9 protein-coding genes, 1 tRNA gene, 1 pseudogene and 1 riboswitch are annotated in these 20,643 nt (G+C 53.4%); of the genes and pseudogenes, 3 read left to right on the forward strand and 8 right to left on the reverse strand.

Translation table 11 applies throughout. From position 1 onward, the window contains the following. The 8 genes and pseudogenes from G494_RS0111120 to G494_RS0111155 form a co-directional block, all read right to left on the reverse strand. Positions 1 to 211 (reverse strand): annotated as a pseudogene (locus G494_RS0111120) (IS1380 family transposase); the annotation flags it as partial. Between the two features lie 260 nt (positions 212 to 471). Next, positions 472 to 708, reverse strand: coding sequence for a hypothetical protein (locus G494_RS0111125; protein WP_028584607.1), 237 nt, complete (start codon positions 706 to 708; stop codon positions 472 to 474). Beyond that, on the reverse strand, positions 705 to 4,490 hold the full coding sequence (locus G494_RS0111130; RefSeq protein ID WP_208597666.1) for an RHS repeat-associated core domain-containing protein: 3,786 nt from the start codon (positions 4,488 to 4,490) through the stop codon (positions 705 to 707). The genes G494_RS0111125 and G494_RS0111130 overlap by 4 nt, the downstream gene beginning before the upstream one ends. 869 nt (positions 4,491 to 5,359) lie before the next feature. Then, on the reverse strand, positions 5,360 to 5,689 hold the full coding sequence (locus G494_RS26740) for a hypothetical protein (RefSeq protein ID WP_153305844.1): 330 nt from the start codon (positions 5,687 to 5,689) through the stop codon (positions 5,360 to 5,362). Beyond that, complete coding sequence (locus tag G494_RS23000; RefSeq protein ID WP_084456695.1) at positions 5,673 to 10,976, reverse strand: right-handed parallel beta-helix repeat-containing protein; 5,304 nt, start codon at positions 10,974 to 10,976, stop codon at positions 5,673 to 5,675. Before G494_RS23000 ends, G494_RS26740 begins: the two co-directional genes overlap by 17 nt. Before the next feature lie 670 nt (positions 10,977 to 11,646). Further along, a tRNA-Arg gene (locus tag G494_RS0111145) sits at positions 11,647 to 11,723 on the reverse strand. A gap of 203 nt (positions 11,724 to 11,926) precedes the next feature. Beyond that, a complete protein-coding gene (locus G494_RS23005) occupies positions 11,927 to 12,514 on the reverse strand; it encodes an anaerobic ribonucleoside-triphosphate reductase activating protein (RefSeq protein WP_035246264.1) in 588 nt (195 codons plus the stop codon). Beyond that, positions 12,514 to 14,646: a ribonucleoside triphosphate reductase gene (locus G494_RS0111155; protein ID WP_232362536.1), complete on the reverse strand. Its 2,133-nt coding sequence runs from the start codon at positions 14,644 to 14,646 to the stop codon at positions 12,514 to 12,516. Before G494_RS0111155 ends, G494_RS23005 begins: the two co-directional genes overlap by 1 nt. A 30-nt stretch (positions 14,647 to 14,676) precedes the next feature. Then, positions 14,677 to 14,877, reverse strand: a riboswitch (cobalamin riboswitch). Between the two features lie 181 nt (positions 14,878 to 15,058). On the opposite strand from G494_RS0111155, the gene G494_RS23010 reads away from it, so the two are divergent. From G494_RS23010 to G494_RS25445, 3 genes are all read left to right on the forward strand, one after another. Next, complete coding sequence (locus tag G494_RS23010) at positions 15,059 to 15,481, forward strand: type 2 periplasmic-binding domain-containing protein (RefSeq protein WP_051305610.1); 423 nt, start codon at positions 15,059 to 15,061, stop codon at positions 15,479 to 15,481. An 80-nt stretch (positions 15,482 to 15,561) separates the two neighbouring features. Next, the gene (locus tag G494_RS25440) at positions 15,562 to 17,859 is read left to right on the forward strand and encodes a histidine kinase dimerization/phosphoacceptor domain -containing protein (RefSeq protein WP_084456697.1); all 2,298 of its coding nucleotides are present in this window, start codon (positions 15,562 to 15,564) and stop codon (positions 17,857 to 17,859) included. 76 nt (positions 17,860 to 17,935) lie between these two features. Next, positions 17,936 to 20,251, forward strand: a complete 2,316-nt coding sequence (locus G494_RS25445; protein ID WP_051305612.1) for a hybrid sensor histidine kinase/response regulator — start codon at positions 17,936 to 17,938, stop codon at positions 20,249 to 20,251. The last annotated feature ends 392 nt before the right edge of the window (positions 20,252 to 20,643 follow it).

Below are 20,643 nucleotides of genomic sequence, written 5' to 3' on the forward strand. Positions count from 1 at the left end.
TAGCCTCATAGTCACTCTTGCCCAGGCAGAGTAACCCAAGATAACTGCGAAGGATGTCAGGATGGGTGATTACGTTCCGATCGTCCCCTATGGTGCGCTTGGTCGCTTTGGCCAGATCACAGTAACGGTTGATGCACAGCCCCACCAGGGCAAGCCCGGAGTGGCTGGTGTAGGCTTCACTGTCAGATTGCTCAAGGATAAATCGTTTCATTTTTCACCTGCTAAGTGAGTTTTTAGGACAGGTGAACACTTTAATATTATTCTTTGATAATCAACATGTTAATTGCACGGTCATGTGATATTTGTTGGTCGTTTGTCACGGATTAAGGATAACTACATTTACTTAGCTTGGTCCGACCCCCTTTCGAGAAATTTTTCGAGAAATTTTTGGCTGGTTTTAAGACCGCTGATTACATAGGGGAGCTTATGTCAAAGTTCAAATGAGATCGAAATTCAGTTAGAGATCATAATTCATTTTTTCAGTTGATCGCCTGAATTGTCCACCTCCCTGTTTTCTTGTGGTCCTTTGTATTCCACAGCATCTTCAGCGGCTTTATCTCCTGAGTATAAAATGATCATAAATGAAATTATGATAGGCACAACAGAACACAGGAAAGCTATCAATAGTCTGGTTTTAAGTGTCGCCTTAAATGCAAGAAAAAAAGCAACCACACCAACGACTAGAAAAGTAAGGCATAGTTTAATCATTTATTCATCTCGCTACAGCTAGGATTACATCGTTGCACAATAGCAGGGTCTTTAATTAGTTTTCGGTACATCTTTCTGACTTCATCTGCCCAGTCTTGACAGTTATATTTGTATTTTGAATTTCGCTCCCAGAGGAGTTTGTACCTACGTTTAGGAACACGGTTTACGGCTTCTCTCATAACACAATCATTCCAACCAGAGTCATGAGAAGGTTCATATCCTTGTGGGTTAGGCTCTGTTTTTACTTTTCCATCATCAAAAAAGCCAACATTGGGATCCTTCTTGCCATCTTGAAAAAACAATTGTTCATGACCTATCACAGTATTCAGTTGATCATCTCTTTTTCCACCAACGACTCCAAAGATTCCTCCGAGTCCACCTAACGGTCGATTAGCAAAATATGCAAGCCCTTCTGGATCAATATACGAAATCGGATTCTGATTCGCATATGCATAAAGATTTATCCCCCCATCCAACCCAACAGGATCAGCAGTAACATACCGTCCACCATCCGGATCATAAAATCTGTGCCAGTTGTAATGGAGTCCGGTCTCGGAATCAAAGTATTGGCCCGGGAACCGAATATTATTGACCACCGTCTCCACCTGGACCTGCGCTTTCCCATAGGGATAATAGCCGGCCTGCCAGACAACAGTACCGATCGTATCCACCAAACGCTGCGGTGTCCCCAGATGATCATTGATCACATAGTAGAGCCCGGGGCTGTTCTGATACTCCTTGACCGCAATCAGCTCACCGTTGAGATATATATAATCCCGTAGCGCCGTACCGTCAGCTAAAGATTCACCAATCAGTTGACTGTTGCTGTCATAATGGTAATGGATTGTGGTTGCCCCAACGGTCTTACGGATACGACGATTGTTGGAGTCATAACCATAGATTGCCACCACCCCGGTTCCGTCACTGACCTCGATCATCCGATTCAGGCCATCATAGCTAAAGCTAAACACCGAGTCCGAGGTGATATTCCCGTTGGCATCAAAAGTATAACTTTTATTCACAGTCCCGACCTGGTCACTGAGCTGGTTACTGGTACTGTCGTAGTTCAGGGTCGTGCTTTCGTCGGTAAAGGTGGGGACCTGGATATTTTCAATGGAACCGACCTGTCCGGCACCGTCACGGGTATAGATATAATCCAAACCACCACTCTGAATCCGGGTCAGGTTGTAGCGGGCATCATACTCTTTTTCGATTCCGAGAGTTGCGCCGAGGGCCACACTCTTTAAGGGGCCAAAGGGTAGATATTCGGCATCAGCCACTAAGGCGGTCCCGTTGAGCTGGATATCTGCAATCTGCCCGTCGGTGCCCCTGGTAAAGGTCAGGGGCAATCCCGAAGGATAGGTCATGCCGGTTAACTCGCCGGTGGTGGTTGACCAGGCATAACTGGTCTGGTAGCTGGCACTGCCAATGGTTCTTGACTCAATAGCAAGACGGCCCATGTCATTATAGGTAAAGGTACGGTTACCCTCCTGGTCCTGGATGGAGCTTAAACGGCCGATCGCGTTGGTGCCGCTATCATAGCCATAGGTGATGGTCTCAGTACCGATACCCTGGGTTGTCATTCTGCCCAGGATATCGTAGTCCAGGGACATGGTTTGCGCCTTGGCATCGGTGATGGCAAGGATGTTGCCCGCCGGGTCATAGGTATAGCTGGATAGCCCGGTATCCGGGGCATCCCGGGTGATCCTGCGGCCAAGATCATCATAGGTGAAAAGGGTCACCTGATTATCGGAATCAGTGACCTCGATGATGTTGTCATTGGCATCATAGCTGTACTGGGCCGTGGTATCACCGGCCTCGGTAATAGAGAGTAATCGTTTCAGGGCATCATAGGCATACTCGGTCTCGTTGCCGTTCCCATTTACGGTCTTGACCAGGTTGCCGACAAGATCATAGTGTGAGGTTTCTTCATAGCCCTGCGGCAACTCCACCTTATTCATCCGTCCGGCATCATCAAACCCATAGTCTGCATACCAGGTCAGGGTATCGGTGGAATCATTTATTTGTTGGCCAATTTGACGACCCTCGCTGTCATAAGTAAAGGTAATGGTATTGCCCTGGTCATCGGCCAGAGATTCGATCTGTCCGGCAGCAGTATAGGTATAGGTGATGACTCGGGCGTCAGGCAGGGTGATGGTGAGGAGCTTACCGGTATTGTCATAACTGTAGCCGGTGGTCAGGCCTGCACTGGTGCTGGTGCTTAACCTGCCGTTGCCATCATAACTGCGGGTCGTGACCAGGCCGTTGGTATCAGTAATCGTCTCTGCCTGGCCAAACAGGTTGTAATCCGCATAAGTTGTGGTATGGCCAAGTGCATTGACAACCGTGTGCAACTGGGCCCGGTCATTTCCCTGGGCGGCATCGTTGGGATAATAGGTAAAGGTGGTGCTGTCGTTGACATCGGTGCGCGGCCCATCTATGGAGAGGATTTGTCCATAGCTGTTATAGGTATACGCGGTGGTTGCCGAGATGGCGGTTGTATCCACATAGCCGCTTTGGGTCTGGCTGATGAGGTTGCCGTTGTTGTCATAGCTGAACGTGGTAACCGCGGATTCTCCAGGGTTGGCAATGGAAGGAACTGTGATGGTGGCAACCCGGTTCTCCGGGGTATAAGTCTTGCTGGTGACCTGTTCGAGCTCGGTACCGGTGGCCTCGGTGATGGTGGTCCGGTTGCCCTGCTCATCATAGGTGTAGGTGGTCACGGTGTCGTTCTCATCCGTGGCAGTGAGGACCTGGAGCCGTTCGTTATAGAGATATTTGGTGGAGCCGTCGGAGCCGCAGGAGGAACAGCCCGGGCCGGTGAACGAGTCAATGGCCACCACACCGTGCGAGACATCGAGGTTATAGCTGGTGGTGACGCCGAGACTGTTGGTGACCCGGCGCATATAGGTGGCCGGATACTCGATGGTCACCGCCTGGCTGCCATCGGCCTTAGCCGAACTGATAACCCGGTCGCTGGAGTCATAAGCCACGGTGAGTACCCGGTTGTTTTCCTCATCAATGACCCCGGTAAGGTTATGGATATCATTGGGATCATCATAGATATAATCAATGGAGGTACCATCGGGTTTGGTGATTGTTTCCAGGTTGTTATTGGTATCATAGGTATAGCTGACAGTGCCAAGGGCCGAGGTTGCCGAGGCTAAGAGATTATTGGCATAGGTAAAGGAGATGGTACGACCAAAGCTGTTGGCAATGGAGGTAAGATCGGTGCCATTATAGGTATAGGTAAGGCTGTTACCGTTACGATCGGTTCTGGAGAGCAGGTTGCCGCTGGTATCGTAGAGCTTGACGGTCCCGCTTGGTTCGGTGAGTTGATAACCACCAGTCACCGTGGTGATGACCCGTTTACTGCCGATCTCATTGATCCATTGCCCGGACCCGTTATCCTTAAAGTGGACGACTCGTCCCCCGGCCTGGATGAGTTTTATGGTTGTGGTGGTAATATCCAGGCGCTCGGTCAGGTTGGTGCTCCAGCCATAGCCCATCACTGTTGTCTCGTCACTTTGACTGTTATAGGTTCGCTGAAACGAGAGCGATTGTCCGGGACAGGGCAACCGAACATCGGTGACAGAGAGATACTTATTGCCGGTACCGAAGTTAATCTGGTGGCTGGTGATGTAGGGTTGGGTCGAGGCCTGGGCCAGATCGGAGGTAGAGGCCAGCGCCAGTGCGGAACAAAGGCTGAAAGCGAGTACCCGTAGGCCGGTCGTAGAGGATGAAATCATGTTGGCAACCATCGTTTTTATAATATGTTTCATGACTTTTGGTTGGTCTTTATTCATTAAAAATTGATAGGGCAAAAAGGCGGACCTAGGTTTTCAGGTTCATTCTTCGGCACCCACCATTGTTCCCCGCATCGCCTATACAGAGGGGCATAATATGTACCAAAACCACAAGACACTTCATGGGATCCTGTTGTTCCAGTACAATCTACTGGTGGCGTACCGCAAAAATCACAAGTAGTGTTCTCGCAATCTTTATTGAGAAAATTTTTTATATAATCTTCACACCAAGTTGGAACTGTTACGTTAATGCATTGAGGAATATAGCTATAAAAATAGGTCCCATCAGTACAAAAAGCAGGATTGCAATTCCCCCATTTGCACACGTATTCAGCAATTACATGATTTGTTGCCATGAGGAGAAGTACCACAGTCGCCAGAACGATTCTCTTAAACACTATCATTGTTGCCATCCTTATCCGAATCAATATCCAAGATATTGATCAACCCATCACTATCCGGATCACTATTCCAGTCATCACCCCAATAATTCAACTCAGCACCACCCTCGATACCGTCGCCGTCGCTGTAACGGTAGTAGTCTTTATTTATTAAAAATTGATTGGGCAAAAAGGCGGGCCTTGATTCACAGTTTTTTCTTGTTTTGTGTTTGTGTTACACTGCCGCTAAAAATATCCTGTTAAATTAGAACAATACCTCAGGTGTTGTACCGATAAGGACCCGTCTCGGTTCGTACAAGTTCTTGTGATTAGATCTTCTGCTCCTTTAAGCTTACACGTCTCATCTCCAGGAGATAATAGAGCATGTACCGTTGTATAGGCTTCTTCGTATCCGGGAATACAATTACCCGAAGCAAGATGACAATCTCCTAGTACCGACGAAGATCAGCCAATTGCTGACATAGTTTGCATAATTTTATATTTACCTGAAATTGAGAATACACTGTTAACGAGTTGATCCGTAGGCCAATGGCTAGTGACATCATGGGACTTTTTAAAGGGGCATGTTGTTGGGGTAGGTAAACGGTACCATTTACCTTCAGTAAAATCACCAACGGTACAATCTGGGGTTTCAGCAGAAGCAACCTGAACGGCAGCAATACACACAACCAACAGAAAGAGAACCAGTGTCCTCAGCAAATTAAAAGAACTCATAGCTACCGCCGCAAGTCGTCCCTGCCCTATCATTTTCTTGTTATCAATTAACCGCATCATTATTGCCATCATTATCCGAATCAATATCCAAGAGATTAATCAACCCATCGCTATCCGGATCACTATTCCAATCATCACCCCAGTAGTTCAACTCAGCGCCATCCTCGATACCGTCGCCGTCACTGTCGCTGTAGTAGGGATGGGTGCCATAGGTGTTGATTTCATCGTTATCGGTTATATCATCACCATCGGAGTCCAACCCTGCCGGGATGGAACCATGGGTTTTAATGTCATCAACCCGACCGTTGCCGCTGACATAAAACCCGAGCAGCGCATTGATGTTGTTTGTTGGTTGCGCCTCCTTGAGGTCATATTCAAGATCGATAATATAGGTGCCCCAGGTGCCATCCTTACTCTCAGTGCCAAGGCCATGGAAAATATCCGTGCCAGCCCCCAAGGCATCAGTGTTAGCCGGGGTGTAGGAAAGGAAACGCAGACCGGCATCACTCTGCACAGCAACGGAGAGCACAAAGTCCTCACTGAACTTCATCGACCACTCGAACACATGATGAGCGGCATTGTTCCACCAGGAGCTGTCTGCCTCCACCAGGCGATGGCCGTTGAGCAGCCCGTCCCCATAGATTTCAATGACCCGGTCGCCCTTCTCAGCATCATACACATTGGTGACATAGGAGCCTGTGGGATCATCGTCATAGACCTCCCACCCTATTGTGGTTCCGTCCTCGCTGTCTTCATAGACAACGGTTGCAGGTAATGAGGTTGATGATCCCTGGTTACTGCCCTGGGCAACCTCTACCCCATCGAGGATGGAGTCATCGTCAGCATCGGGATCAAGCAGATTAATGATCCCGTCATTATCCACATCACCATTCCAGGCAGCACCCCAATAGGCGTACTCAGCACCATCGGCAAGTCCATCGCCGTCAGTGTCTGTCAGAGTGGGGTCAGTGCCGTAGGTTGTCTCTTCTGCATCGTACAGCCCGTCACCATCGGTATCCACCAACGCAAAGCCGGACCAGGGCGAGTAGTTCACGTAATTACTCACACAACTGCCCTCACCGGTGGGATTATACAAACCGCCGGAGGCTGTATCGTCGGAGTTATCAAGGGGACCGGTGGCATGCCCCCACCAGTTGTTTTGCGCGGAAACAGTAATGGACGCGGTTGTATTCCTGACCCCGCAATTCCCGTTGCCAACAAAGGAGTTATAGGTAAGTACCGGGGATGCCCCCTGGGAGGCCAATACCCCGGCATAGGAGTTGTTACTCAAGGTGGAGTATTTGATTGTCGGGGAACTGCCATAGGCATAGACGGCGCCATAGTTGCCCGCGCCTCCATATTCCACCGTGGCATGCTCAATGCGGCTGCTGTCAAGCGCGGTGGTATAGAACAGGATGCCGTACCAGTTGCCCGGGGCCTGCGTTTCCAACCCTGAGGTAAAGAGGAGGGGAGCACTCGCCGTACCCACAGCACTCAACGCTCCGGGATCCCCGGAGGTCCAGCCGACAATCAGCTTGATGTATCGGGCAAAACGGAGTTCGATGCCGGGTTCCAGGGTAAGGGTGGTCACCCCATCATCACCGGCAGTCCCTTTCACGGTGATATTACCGAGGATGGAAAGCGGTAACGCGGAAGTCCAGGTGGCATCATCGCTGACAGTATCAGCGACCACTTCAACCACACTGGTCGTATCGGTATTGGTAAAGGTGTTGCCCGTCAATAACCGACCCACAGCATTGGCCGGTACTTTCACTGCCCGTTGTTCCGTATAATCAAAGGTGTTTCCGTCAATGACATTGATGCCGTTAACCGGGGCCGACAACCCGCCGTGCACGGTATTGCCGCTTGCACTCACCTGGCCATTGGTAACCAGAATACCGTAAGAGCCGTTATCTTGGATGGTATTGTTGACAAGCACCGGCGCCCCGGCAACATTGACCAGGACGCCGCAATACGAATTATTTACAATGCGGCTGTTGCGTATGGTGGGTGCGGAACCATAGGTATAGACACCACCCCAGTTGCCGGCCCCTCCATATTCCACGGTGGCAAAATCCAACAGGCTTGTTGCTGCTGCAGTGGGATAAAAGAGCACCCCATACCAGTATCCAGGGGTGGGATCCGCTTGATCAGCGGTAAAACGAACGTGATTCTCCTCGCTCCCCAGGGCCCGTACTGCTCCTGGATCCCCGGAGGTCCCACCAACAACCAGCTTGGTGTATCGGGCAAAGCGGAGTTCGGTTCCTGGTTCCAAGGTAAGGGTGGTCACCCCGTCGGTGCCGTCAGTCCCCTTCACGGTGATATTACCGAGAAGTTTGAGCGGGATCGTCCCCTTCCAGGTGGCATCATGACTCACCGTTCCGGAGAGCACTTCCACATAACTCTCAGACGTTACTCCGGCAAAACTGTTGCCCGAGAAAAGCCCACCAACGGCATCCGCGGTCACCCGTAAAGGATGGGTATCGTCATAGTTGATCGTATTGTCACTGACCGTCCCGGTCTCGCCGGTGGGTAGATAGATACCATTGGAAATGGCGTTGTTCTGAATAATAGGATTGCCGGAAGAAACATAAATCCCATAGCTGTCATTGTCGTATATGATGCTGTTGGTAACCGTTGGCGATCCATTATATACAGAGAGTCCGTACGATTGATTGAGGCGTAAGGTGCAGTGATCAAGAGTGGGCGATGCACTATAGGTATACACCGCGCCGTAGCCTGTATACCCTCCATATTCAACAATAACGTACTGGAGGAGACTTGTATCCGCAGCTGTTGTGTTAAAGGTTATCCCATACCAGTCGCCTTTGGCCGGGGTCGCCTGGCCCGAGGTGAACAGGATCGGATTTTCACTGGTACCCAGGGCCTTGATCTCTGCCGGATCGCCGCTTGCCGCCCCAATGATAAATTTGGAATAGCGTGCCATCCTGATGGTTACCCCGGGGTTAAGGGTCAAGGTGGTCAGATTGTCATCACCGTCAGTGCCTTTGACCGTGATCGTCCCCAACCCATGGAGGGGCAATACCCCATACCAGGTGGCATCATGACTGACCGTACCGGCAAGTACTTCGATCGTGCTGCTCGAATCGGTATTGGTGAAGCTATTATTGGCGGTGAGTTGACCGACATAGTCCGGTGCAACCTTGCTCGGTCTCTGGTCGGTATAATCAAAGGTGTTCCCGCTCAGTTGCAACAGCGCACCAGCTGGAAGCGAGACACCACCCTGAATGGTGTTGTTGGTGAGGGTCATCTCGCCGCTTGATCCGCTGACTGCATAATTGCCATTGTCCTGTATCGTGGTACCGGTAATAATCGGGGCAGCAGCGTCATAGGTGCTTACCCCATAGGCTTGGTTGTGTTGGATGATTGAGTCCTGGATAGTCGGAGAACTGAGATAGGTATACACTGCCCCATAATTAGCATACCCCGCGTATTCGACCGTGGTATGCTTGAGAATACTTGTGGCAGCAGCTGTTGTATAAAAGGTAAGCCCATACCAGTTACCTTTGGCCGGGGTCGCCTGACCCGAGGTGAACAGGATCGGATTTTCACTGGTGCCCAGGGCCTTGATCTCTCCCGGATCGCTACTTGTAGCCCCAATGATGAACTTAGAATAGCGTGCCATGTGGATGTTTACCCCGGGGTTAAGGGTCAGGGTGGTCAGCGTATCATCACCGTCAGTGCCTTTGACCGTGATTGTCCCCAGCCCATGGAGGGGCACCCCACCTTGCCAGGTGGCATCATGACTGACCGTACCGGCGAGCACTTCGATCTTGCTGCTCGAATCGGTATTGGTGAAGCTATTATTGGTGGTGAGTTGACCAACATAGTCCGGCGCGACCTTGCTTGGTCGCTGGTCGGTGTAGTCAAGGATGTTATCATTCATTTGCAGCAGCGCACCGACAGGAAGCGAGACCCCGCCCTGGAGGGTGTTGTTGGTAAGGGTCATCCCTCCGCTTGCCCCGTTGACTGCATAATTACCGTTATCTTGGATCGTGGTACCAGTAATGACCGGGGCAGCAGCGCCATAGGTAGTGATCCCATAGGCCTGGTTGTGCTGGATAAGGGAATCCTGGATGGTCGGTGAACTTATATAGGCATACACCGCCCCATAATTAGCATACCCTGCGTATTCAAGGACAGTGTGGCTCAAGGTCGAGGTTGTACCGGAGGCCTGATAAAAGGTGATGCCGTACCATTCTCCAGCTGCGGGGCTGGATGCGGCACCATCCCCATTGGTGTCGCCACCGTACTGATCATTTTTAGCTGATGTGAATATGATTTTATCCGTAGGTGTTCCTTGGGCAATTAATGCTCCGTGCACCTTGATCGAAGAATAGGGCTGCATTTTAAAGATTGTGCCCGGTTCCAGGGCAAGAACGACGCCCTCGTTCACCGTCATGCTCCCACTGATAATATAGGGCCCGGCTGCCTTGGTCAGGGTTGTGTTGCTGCTGAATACCGGCGAGCTTAACACCATTGGTTCATGTTCAGCGGTTGTAAACGACCAGAGTGGGCCGGTTGTGGTCTGGCCATAGGTGTCCCTGGCAACAACCTGCCAGTAGTAGGTTGTACTCGGGTCCAGGAGACCCAGGGTGTGGTTGGTATCGCTGCTGTTCTCCAACATCAGGGTTGGAGTGGTTGATGTTCCGAAATAGAGATCATAGGTGGTGCCGGCATCGCCTTGGGGATCTGTCCATTCCACCGTGACATCCTGGTAGGCGACCGGTGTCTGCAGGTCTGCGGGAACCGGGCTTTCCGGTACAGCCGGGGGCGGTACCAAGGCTGTGGTGAAGGAGGCCACACCCCCTTCGGCACTGAGGTAGTACTCATCGTGGGCCACAACCTTCCAGTAATATACCGTCTCCGGCTGCAGGGTCAGGGGGATCAGCAATGAGGTCTCGGTGACATTACTCTGTAAGAGTGCTGGATTGGTTGAGTCGCCGAAGTAGACATCATAGGTGACCGTGCTTCCAGCATCAGGATCGCCACCGTTCCAGCTCAGCGTTGTATTGGCAATACTGATGTTGGTGGCAGTATTCACCGGCGCCACAGGGCTGGGGGCATTTGGAGCAGTGTTGCCGCCGATACTGTTGGTGATACTTTTTTGCACCAGGTTGGACCGGGTATCATAGGTAAACGCCGCATCTGTCCCTTGATCATAGACTGCACCCGTAAGACGATTTCTGGCATCATAGTTATAATGGACGGTAACGCCAAAGCCATGCACCGGCAGCAGCACCATAAAGGCAGCAAGGAAGCATACAAACGTGGTCAGCTGCACTCGGCTTCGAGCATTCATCAAATCAACACTGATTCTATTCATTAGACGTCCTACCTCTACAATATTTCTATTTTAGATCGAATTTCGCAGTCTATGCTGTATCGCAATGGCGCCATATCTCGGGACATGTCTTTTTCGACTTACGCAAGACGCTCCCCAATCAAAAAAAGAGGTGTTAGTAAAAAGCGCACTTCTACGAACTAGCAGAAATCATTCCTATTTATACGAAACAGGTAAGGGTATGATATTTTGACAGAATGCGAAATTCGATTAATGCTCACAGCAAAGAGTCGAATACGTTGCGGCAGAAAGGCTTGGTGGAAATTACAGGGAACACAGCACGCGTATTGAGAAGCAGAAAAAAGAATAAAAAAATTATTTTTTACAAAAATGTTCAAGAAATAAACCGAGATTCGGCCCCAACAAATGTTGACACCGCAACATTTGTTTGCATCGGTATATAGCCTTGTTTAATCGAGTTTTTTGCCTATTTTCCGGTAAAACGTGAAAAACTTGGCAACTTTTGTTGCGGGTAAACAAGAGAAGATTATTTGATTAAAAATGATATTTTTATCACTTTTTGAGAGCAGCTCAGTAACTATTTGGAATCAGGATGTTGTTGTGGTATGATTCCGATTTGCCGCAGTTCGACATGGGAAAAGCAAAAAGAGGCTAACAAGCTGAAATCACTTGCTAGCCTCTTTGTATATTATGGTGCTCCAGGCAGGATTCGAACCTGCGGCACCAGGATTAGGAATCCTGTGCTCTATCCTACTGAGCTACTGGAGCATGGTCTGTGCGGGGTGGGTCAGGCGGGCGGGGCACGGTATGCCGGCAATCCGCCTCTCTCTCCCGATGAGGGTGGACAATTTACCGCGAAGGGAAAAATCTTTCAACCAAAACCTTACTGTCCTTGGCTCCGGTCCTCCTTTTCTCGCCGACAGCCCTGTTGAGCCTCGTCGTTCCCCGTCCTTCCTGCCCATCTTTCTCCCTTAATCCTGGTTACACTTCTGGATGAGATAAGCGGATCCCTGAGGCAGGGCCTGCCGGATTGTGGCCAGGTCTTTCTCCGCCAGGTAGTGGCGGGCATAGGTTGTCCGGAAGTGGTGGTCTACTCCGTCCCTGCTGATGATCTTCACGCTCTCCTGCACCGCAGCGACGTCCGCCCGGGCCCTGCCGGTCAGGAGGTCATACTTCTCCCAGGGTGCCTTGATGTCCATGGCGCAGTAGTCGATCAGGTCGCGGGCCAGCAGGGCGGCGACGACCCCTGGCCGGCTGCCGTTGGTATCCAATTTTACCTTGAAGCCCATCTTCTTGAGGCTCTCTATGAAGGGGAGCAGCTCCGGCTGCAGGGTCGGTTCCCCGCCGGTGATGACCACGCCCTGCAGGAGTTTGTCGCGCTGCTTCAGGCGCTCCAGGATATCTTTGTCCGGGTAGGGGCTCTCGCCGGCCTCCAGGGGCAGGAGCGAGGGGTTGTGGCAGTAGGGGCAGCGCCAGTTGCAGCCCTGGGTGAAGAGGACCGCTGCCGGGGTGCCGGGATAATCACAGAGGGAGAGCGGCTGATATCCACCGATACGCATCAGGCGGCCTGCAGGCTGAAGTGACTTCTCTGGCCGAACTCGGCCTTCTTGCCCTCGTTCCACTGCTGCACCGGTCGCAGATAACCCACCACCCGAGAGTAGACCTCGGTCTTTTTACCGCACTCCGGACAGCTGAAGACCTCTCCCTGGAGGTAGCCGTGGCTGCGGCAGATGGAGAAGGAGGGCGAGATGGTAAAGTAGGGCAGTCGATACTGTTCACAGATCGTCCGGACAAAGGCCTTGACCGCCTGGTGGTCCGGGGCTGCCTCGCCCAGGAAGATGTGCTGCACGGTGCCGCCGGTGTACTGGCACTGGAGCTCGTCCTGGAGGTCGAGGATCTGGAAGATGTCGGTGGAGTAGTTGACCGGCAGCTGGGTGGAGTTGGTGTAGATCGGGGTCTGGTTCTCGGTACTGCAGCGCAGGCCGCAGCTCATCTCGGGAAAGCGTTTTCGGTCCAGCCGGGCCAGCCTGAAGCCGGTGCCCTCGGCAGGGGTGGCCTCCAGGTTATAGTGGTTGCCGGTCTCCTCCTGGAAGCGCTGCAGTTCTGCTCTGATGAAGTTGAGGATACGCAGGCCAAAGGCCCTTCCTTCCTCGGTACCGATATCGCTGCCCAGGAGATTGCTGGCAGCCTCGTTGGCGCCGATAACCCCGATGGTGGAAAAGTGGTTGTCCCAGTATTTTCCCAGGTGCTCCTTGACCTGACGGAGGTAGAACCTGGTATAGGGATAGAGCCCCTTGTCGGTATAGCCTTCCAGTACCTTGCGTTTGATCTCCAGGCTGTCCCGGGCCGTCTTCAGTCGTTCTCGGAGCAGCTGGAAGAAGGCCTCCTCATCTGCCGCCTGATAGCCGGCGGCGGCCAGGTTGATGGTGACCACGCCAACGGAACCGGTGAGCGGGTTGGCCCCAAAGAGGCCGCCCCCTCGTTTTTCCAGTTCCCTGGTATCCAGGCGCAGCCGGCAGCACATGGAGCGGGCATCCTCAACCGAGAGGTCCGAGTTGATAAAGTTGGCAAAGTAGGGGATGCCGTATTTGGCGGTCACCTGCCAGAGGGCGTCCAGCTGGGAGTTCTCCCAGTCAAAGTCTGCACCGATGTTGTAGGTCGGGATCGGAAAGGTGAAGACCCGACCGTTGGCATCCCCCTCAGACATCACCTCCAGAAAGGCGGTGTTGATCATGTTCATCTCCTCCTGAAAGGCGCCGTAGGTTTCGGTCTGGGGCATCCCGCCGATGATCACCGGCAGGTCGCGGAGGGTGCTCGGGGCTTGCAGGTCCATGGTCAGGTTGGTGAACGGGGTCTGGAAGCCTACCCTGGTGGGGACGTTGAGGTTGAAGATGAACTCCTGGATGGCCTGCTTGGTCTCCTGGCTGGAGAGTCGGTCGTACCGGATAAAGGGGGCCAGCAGGGTGTCGAAGTTGGAAAAGGCCTGGGCCCCGGCGGCTTCCCCCTGGAGGGTGTAGAAGAAGTTGACGATCTGGCCCAGGGCGCTGCGGAAATGTTTGGCAGGAAGGGAGGCGGCCTTGCCTGCCACCCCCTGGAAACCGTGTCGCAGCAGATCCTGGAGGTCCCAGCCCACGCAGTAGACCGAGAGCAGTCCCAGGTCATGGATATGGAGATCCCCCGAGTAGTGGGCCTGGGCAATCTCCCTGGAGTAGACTTTGTGCAGCCAGTACTTTTTACTCACCTCGCTGGCCACATAGTTATTCAACCCCTGGAGGGAGTAGGCCATGTTGCTGTTCTCCTCCACCTGCCAGTCCAGCCGGTCGAGATAGTTGTCCACCAGTCGGATGTCTGCCTGCTCGATCAGTCTTCTCGTCTGGGCGCGCTGGTCCCGGTAGATGATGTAGGCCTTGGCGGTTTTCTTGAAGGGTGAGCTCAGCAGGACCTCTTCGACCACATCCTGGATGAGTTCGACACTGGGCGTGGTGGCGCCCAGTACATTCTGGGCAAGGTTGAGGGCCCTGATGGTCAACCGCTTGGCCTCTGGCTCGCCGAATTCACCGCTCGCCTCACCGGCCTTGAGGATCGCGGCAGTGATCTTGTGTGATTCAAAGGGGACCAGTTGCTCGTTTCGCTTCTTGATTTCTGGAAAAATATGGCTGGCTGCAGAGGGGAGGGCTGCGGTGGTGGGCATGGTTTACTCCTTTTCCTCGAAGGTTGTAAAATATCATTGTCGCTATCGGCAGGTCTTCGGACTCCTGAACATGAGGATCTCGCCTCGCCTACTGACCATCGCTTCCCGGCACAGGGCCAGTGCTGATGATGGTGGTCGTTTTCAGTTACCGCTGCGGGACAGTCCCGGATTCCCACCGGGTTCCCTGTTGCCACGCCTTCCATAAGGCGTACCGATACGCATGGTGTGCCACTGTATATAGTGTCTTTGTTTTTTGTCAATACAAAATAGCCTGTAGGGGTGTTGTCTGTCGTCCTCTCCAGGCTGCTGTTGAGCGCTCATCCGCACTGCCACTGCTCTCTGCTGATGGCCATCTTCTAATCCTGTTTTGGGGCGATGAGACCCTGTGCTATACTAGCAGCAACTCCTGCTGATGCGATCCGGGTTTGCTGTCGAGTTTTATGAGTGCCCCTGGCCCCGTTGCCTTGCAATGATGCAGAAGGGGGAGGCGGAGCTGGTCACCAGTTTCGGCAAAACCGCAGCGCCTAGCCGCTTTGTCCATTATCTGGGCCCTGCCTGTTGCCGGGAAAAGAACCTGTTCTGGCTGCCAAAAGCTTGCGGAGACCTGATCCAGTCGTACCAGGATCTCTACGTTAAGCACATCGGGCTCTTGCGGGGCTCGGTCTATTACCCGCGTTTTGATCATGATGAGGCCATGGACAAGGTTGCGGTGAATCATGAGTCCCGGCTCTTTCAGGTGCTTGCCCGGGGCAGGATCGATGCCTTTGTCGGCTACCAGGGGGGCAGCGGGAGATGGTGGAGGAGGGGATCATGCAGGATATCATCGCTGATTTGATAACGAGCTAGCCCCCGGCCTGGTGCAATGACGGGCCGGCAGCAGACCGGGAGTCGATTTAGGGGGAATGGGGGAAGAGTATGTTGAGTCCTAAAGGTTTGAGAAGTCGCTTTGCCCTGGGCCTGATCTCTGCCACCAGCGTGGTGATGTTTTGTTGTTCCGTGGCAGTGATTGTCTATAACTCCAGGGCGGTCGAGCAGAAGCTGCATCTCTCCCTGCAAAATATCCTGGCCTTTTCCCAGGACAGCCTGGGAGTCGCCCTCTGGCAGTATAACTATGACTATGTTGACCGCTATCTCAAATCCCTGCTCCTCTATGATGACCTGGTCTATGCGGCCGCCATCGTTGATGGCGAACCGGTGGCCAGGGAAACCGTCGGTAAAGCCGGGGAGCGTCCCTTTGCGGCCCTGCAGAGCGATTCCGGTTTTATCGCCCAGGAGGCAGATGTGCACTACAAGGGGATACAGGTGGGCAGGGTGCAGCTCGTTTTCTCTCGGGCCAGGGTGAGCAACCTGGTGGCGGCCAGCAGCGTCCTCTCCATCGTTGAGTTGCTGTTTGTCAATCTGGCAGTGCTGGGGGCGACCTTTTTGCTCTCCAATCGCTATCTCTTCAAGCCGCTGGCAAAACTTGAAGGCTCGGTACAGGCGATCTCTGCCGGCAGGTTGGATGAACCCATCGAGATCAGCGGCCGGGACGAGATCGGCCAACTGGCCCTCTCCTTTCAGGAGATGATGTACAACCTCCAGCAGATGACCGCCAGTCGAGACGAGTTGAACCAGGAGGTGGCGCAACGGCTGCGTTCCGAGCAGAGGGTGGATGGCCTGAATCGCCTGAAGGAGAGCCTGCTGGGGGCGGCTCCTCTGGATGCGAAGCTGAAAAAGATTACCACGGCGGTGGTGGATATCCTTGGGGGTGATTTTGCCCGGATCTGGCTGCTGCGGGAGGGCGATCACTGTGGCGCTGCCTGTCTCCATACCGCGCGTTGCTACGGGGACAGGCAGCTTGGCGACACCAGGAAAACCTGTCTGCAGCTGGTGGCCAGTTCGGGAAGGTATACCCATCTGAATGGTCCCCATGGCAGGGTCCCCCTGGGTGCCTACAAGATAGGGATGATTGGCACCGGTGAGATAGGCGGCTTTCTCACCAATGAGGTCCAGAACGATCCCCGGATCCATAACCATTCCTGGGCCAGGGAGTTGGGGTTGGTCGCCTTTGCCGGCTATGGCCTGCTCGATTCCCAGGGCGAGGCCATCGGGGTCATGGCCCTCTTTAGTCGGCATCGGCTGCAGCCGGCTGATGACGAGTTTCTCCAGGCCATAGCCTCCACCGCCTCAGAGGTCATCCAGGTCAGCACTGCCCAGGAGTTGCTCCGGGAGCGGGAAGAGAAGTACAGAAATCTGTTTGAAAATGCCCAGGTTGGGATGTTTCGCTCCAGGATCAGTGACGGCAGGATCATCGATTCCAATGCCAGGTTGGCGGAAATATTAGGCTACGATTCTCCCCAGGAGTGTGTGGGCGACTATGTGGCTGCCGATCATTATCTCTTTCCAGCGCAGCGACAGGGGATGGTTGAGCAGCTGCAGCGTGAGGGCAGGATAAGCAACTGTATTGTCCAGATCAGGGCCAAGGATGAGAGCCTGCGCTGGCTGCAGTTCTCCGGGGTGCTCTCCGGGGTGGAAGGCTGCTTTGAGGGGATTGCTGCTGATATTACCGAACAGAAAGCCGCCGAAGACCAGGTGCGGGCATCGTTGCAGGAAAAAGAGATTTTACTCAAAGAGATTCACCACCGAGTGAAGAACAATATGCAGATTATCCAGAGTCTGCTGAGTCTTCAGGCCAATGAAGTCAGGGATGATCTTTACAGGAATCTGTTGGTTGATTCCAATAACCGGATTAAATCCATGTCATTGATCCATGAAGTGTTGTATCGTTCAGATGATATGGCCAGCGTCAATCTGTACTCTTATTTTGAACAGATAGCAGCTCACCTGAAGAGGATCTATCAGGAGGTGAGTTCTGGGGTTACGGTTCGAATAGAGGTCGATCCTGTTGAGCTTGGTATGGATCTGAGTATTGCCTGTGGTCTGATCATCAATGAGTTGATTAGTAACTCCTTTAAATATGCCTTTGCTGAGCAGGCCTTGGGCGCGGATGCGGAGGGGCTGCTTGAGGTCTCCTTGAAAGAGCATGCCGGTCAGGAGCTTGTCTTGCGGGTGCAGGATAATGGGGTGGGGCTGCCCGAGGGATTTGAGATGACGGAGAGTAAAAGCCTGGGGCTGAGGATTGTCAATGTGCTGGTGGCAGGCCAACTCCATGGCTCCATGGCGGTGACCCCACAGCCGGGGACCACCGTTGCCATCAGTTTTCCCGTGCCCTGACAGTTATAGAGAAAGAGGCGGTGATGCCTCTGTTTGCCGGGGCGATATGTCCTTAGCCATTGGCAGGAGCAGAGTGATGAATATGGAGAAGATCAAGATCCTGATTGTCGAAGATAATCCAATCGTTGCTGAGGACTTGAGGGTGAAGTTGCTCAACCTGGGTTATGGGGTCACCGCTACCGCCACCTCCGGCGAGCAGGCCTTGCAGTCCGTCGTTGAAGAGCGGCCCGATATTGCCCTCATGGACATTCGGCTTGGCTCAGGGATGAGCGGTATCGATACAGCCCTGAAGTTGAAAGAGGAGTATCAGCTCTCGGTGATCTATCTCACCGCCCATGCCGATGATGACACCATTGCCCGGGCAAAACTGACCGAGCCCTATGGTTATATCATTAAACCCTTTGATGATAATGAGCTGAAATCCGTTATCGAGCTCGCCCTTTATAAACAGCAGAGCGATCGTCGGCTGCGTGAAAGCAATCAATGGTTTAAGACCACCTTAAACAGTCTTGGTGACGGTGTTGTTGCCACCGATATGGCGGGGCAGATCACCTTTATCAACCCGGTGGCGGTTCAGCTGACCGGCTGGCCCGCCGCCGAGGCCGTTGGCCGGCCCCTGGAGGAGGTGTTTGAAATTATTGATGAGCAGACCAGGAAGCCACAGCAAAATCCGGCAAGCCAGGTGATTGATGGCGCTCAGGTCGATGGGCTGGCCAGTCACAGCCTCCTGATTTCCAGGGAAGGTCGCGAGTTTCCGATCAAGAAGAGCGGCGCACCGATCATCCTTGGGGACAGGGAGGTTCTTGGCGCCGTCTTGGTCTTTCAGGATGATTCAGAGGCCAGGGAGGCCGAGAGAAACATCCTTGCGCAGAAGCAAAAGGCTGAGCAGTATCTTGACCTGGCCACGGTCATCTTTATTGGCCTCGATCACAAGGGGCGGGTGACCCTGGCCAACCAAAAGGCCTGCACTCTCTTGGGGGTCGAAGAAGATGAGGTCTGTGGGCTGGATTGGCTGGAGCACTTTGTCCCGGAATCCCATCAAGAGGAAGTCTCCCGAGTTTTGCAACAGCTGCTGGCAGGAGATCTGGCCTCATGTGAATATTATGAGAATCCCATCCTTACCAAGGCCGGGGAGCAGCGACAGATTGCCTGGCGTAACACCTGTCTTACCGATGGGGAGAACGCTATTGTCGGGCTGCTTTCCGCAGGTGAGGATATCACCGAAAAGGTGCAACTGCAATCCCGCCTGCAGCAGGCCCAGAAGATGGAGGCCATAGGTACCCTTGCCGGTGGGATAGCCCATGATTTCAATAATATCCTCTCCTCAGTGTTGGGGTTTGCCGATCTCTCCCTTGATCTGGTGGCCAAGGATAGTGTGCTCGAGGATTATCTGCAGGAGATTCGTTCGGCAGGATTGCGGGCAAAAGATGTGGTCCGGCAGATCCTAAGTTTTGCGCGTCAGGCCGATGAAACGATCAAGCCGGTGCGGGTGGATGGTGTTGCCAGGGAGGCCCTGCGGCTGCTGAGGGCATCCATCCCCAGCTCCATTCAGATACGGGAGTCCGTGAACAGCGTTTCCTCTGTCATGGGTGCGGCGAGCCAGCTGCATCAGATTTTAATGAATCTCTGTACCAATGCGGCCCAGGCCATGGAAGAGCGGGGCGGAATCCTGGAGGTGCTCCTGGATGACATCAGTGTGGAATATGGCTCGGTAAGGTCCGGGCTGCCCCTCAATGCCGGCCAGTATGTCAAGATACAGGTTGCCGATACCGGCGTCGGCATCCCTCAGGAGCAACTGAGCGCCATCTTTGAACCCTACTTTACCACCAAGCCCCCAGGGGAGGGGACGGGTATGGGACTTGCGGTGGTGCACGGGATCGTGGAGGGATACGGCGGCAGGATGAGCGTGGAGAGCACCCTGGGGCTGGGTACGATCTTTTCGATCTACCTGCCTGCAGCCGAGGAGAGCGGTAGCCAACGGCAGGTCGAGAGCGAACCCCTGGCCCAGGGGAAGGAACGGATCCTCTTTGTCGACGATGAGCCCAATATATGTACCATCTCTGAGAGAATGTTAACGGGATTGGGCTATGCGGTAACCACCTGTGTGAGCAGCAGCCAGGCCCTGGCCCTGGTGACTGCAGAGCCGCTGAGTTTTGATCTAGTTATTTCGGATCTGACCATGCCGGAGTACACCGGCGACCGCCTGGCCTGGCGTATTCGGGAAATACGTCCCGATATTCCGGTGATCCTCTCTACCGGTTACAGCAAGATTGTCCAGGGGGAAGAATTTGCCAAACTCGGCGTCCAGGCGATCGTCTATAAACCCTTGGGCAAGGCCGAACTGGCCAGGACCGTACGCCGGGTTCTTGATGAACAGAGGGAGAGGGGCTAAGCTTTGCTGCTGCCCCTGCTTGCAACGAGCAGGGGCTGTCGCTGTCGCTCTATTGCTGATCCTCTCCCAGCCATGAAAGAGTGGACCCGCCTCCAGACGAGCGCAGACTCTTTTTCCTGGGATTTAGTATCAGGAACAGGTATTTTAGGGTCTGTCTGGATCTCCCAAGGCATTGGCAGGGGGGCTCCCCTCCTCGGTCATCCACTTTTTGGCTGGCATTCCCGCGCAGGCGGGCATTCTGTCTTGGGGAAACCCTGATTATCACCGAAATTCAGATGGCTTACCCTGTTAAAAGAGAGCTCTTTTTCCGGCGCCTCTGAAGGCAGCCGAGCGTCTGAAAACACGCTTCACCCAGACTGTTTACACTCTTCTTTGCCAGCCTTTGCGCTGCC

Origin of the sequence: Desulfogranum mediterraneum DSM 13871 (assembly GCF_000429965.1) — a bacterium.
Taxonomy (GTDB): Bacteria; Desulfobacterota; Desulfobulbia; order Desulfobulbales; family Desulfobulbaceae; genus Desulfogranum; species Desulfogranum mediterraneum.

Bases quoted from the DNA above. Each gene is read 5' to 3' on its own strand.
- G494_RS0111125 (WP_028584607.1), bottom strand. From the start codon at position 708: ATGATTAAACTATGCCTTACTTTTCTAGTCGTTGGTGTGGTTGCTTTT.
- G494_RS0111130 (WP_208597666.1), bottom strand. From the start codon at position 4,490: ATGAAACATATTATAAAAACGATGGTTGCCAACATGATTTCATCCTCT.
- G494_RS26740 (WP_153305844.1), bottom strand. From the start codon at position 5,689: ATGATGCGGTTAATTGATAACAAGAAAATGATAGGGCAGGGACGACTT.
- G494_RS23000 (WP_084456695.1), bottom strand. From the start codon at position 10,976: ATGAATAGAATCAGTGTTGATTTGATGAATGCTCGAAGCCGAGTGCAG.
- G494_RS23005 (WP_035246264.1), bottom strand. From the start codon at position 12,514: ATGCGTATCGGTGGATATCAGCCGCTCTCCCTCTGTGATTATCCCGGC.
- G494_RS0111155 (WP_232362536.1), bottom strand. From the start codon at position 14,646: ATGCCCACCACCGCAGCCCTCCCCTCTGCAGCCAGCCATATTTTTCCA.
- G494_RS23010 (WP_051305610.1), top strand. From the start codon at position 15,059: ATGCGATCCGGGTTTGCTGTCGAGTTTTATGAGTGCCCCTGGCCCCGT.
- G494_RS25440 (WP_084456697.1), top strand. From the start codon at position 15,562: ATGTTGAGTCCTAAAGGTTTGAGAAGTCGCTTTGCCCTGGGCCTGATC.
- G494_RS25445 (WP_051305612.1), top strand. From the start codon at position 17,936: ATGAATATGGAGAAGATCAAGATCCTGATTGTCGAAGATAATCCAATC.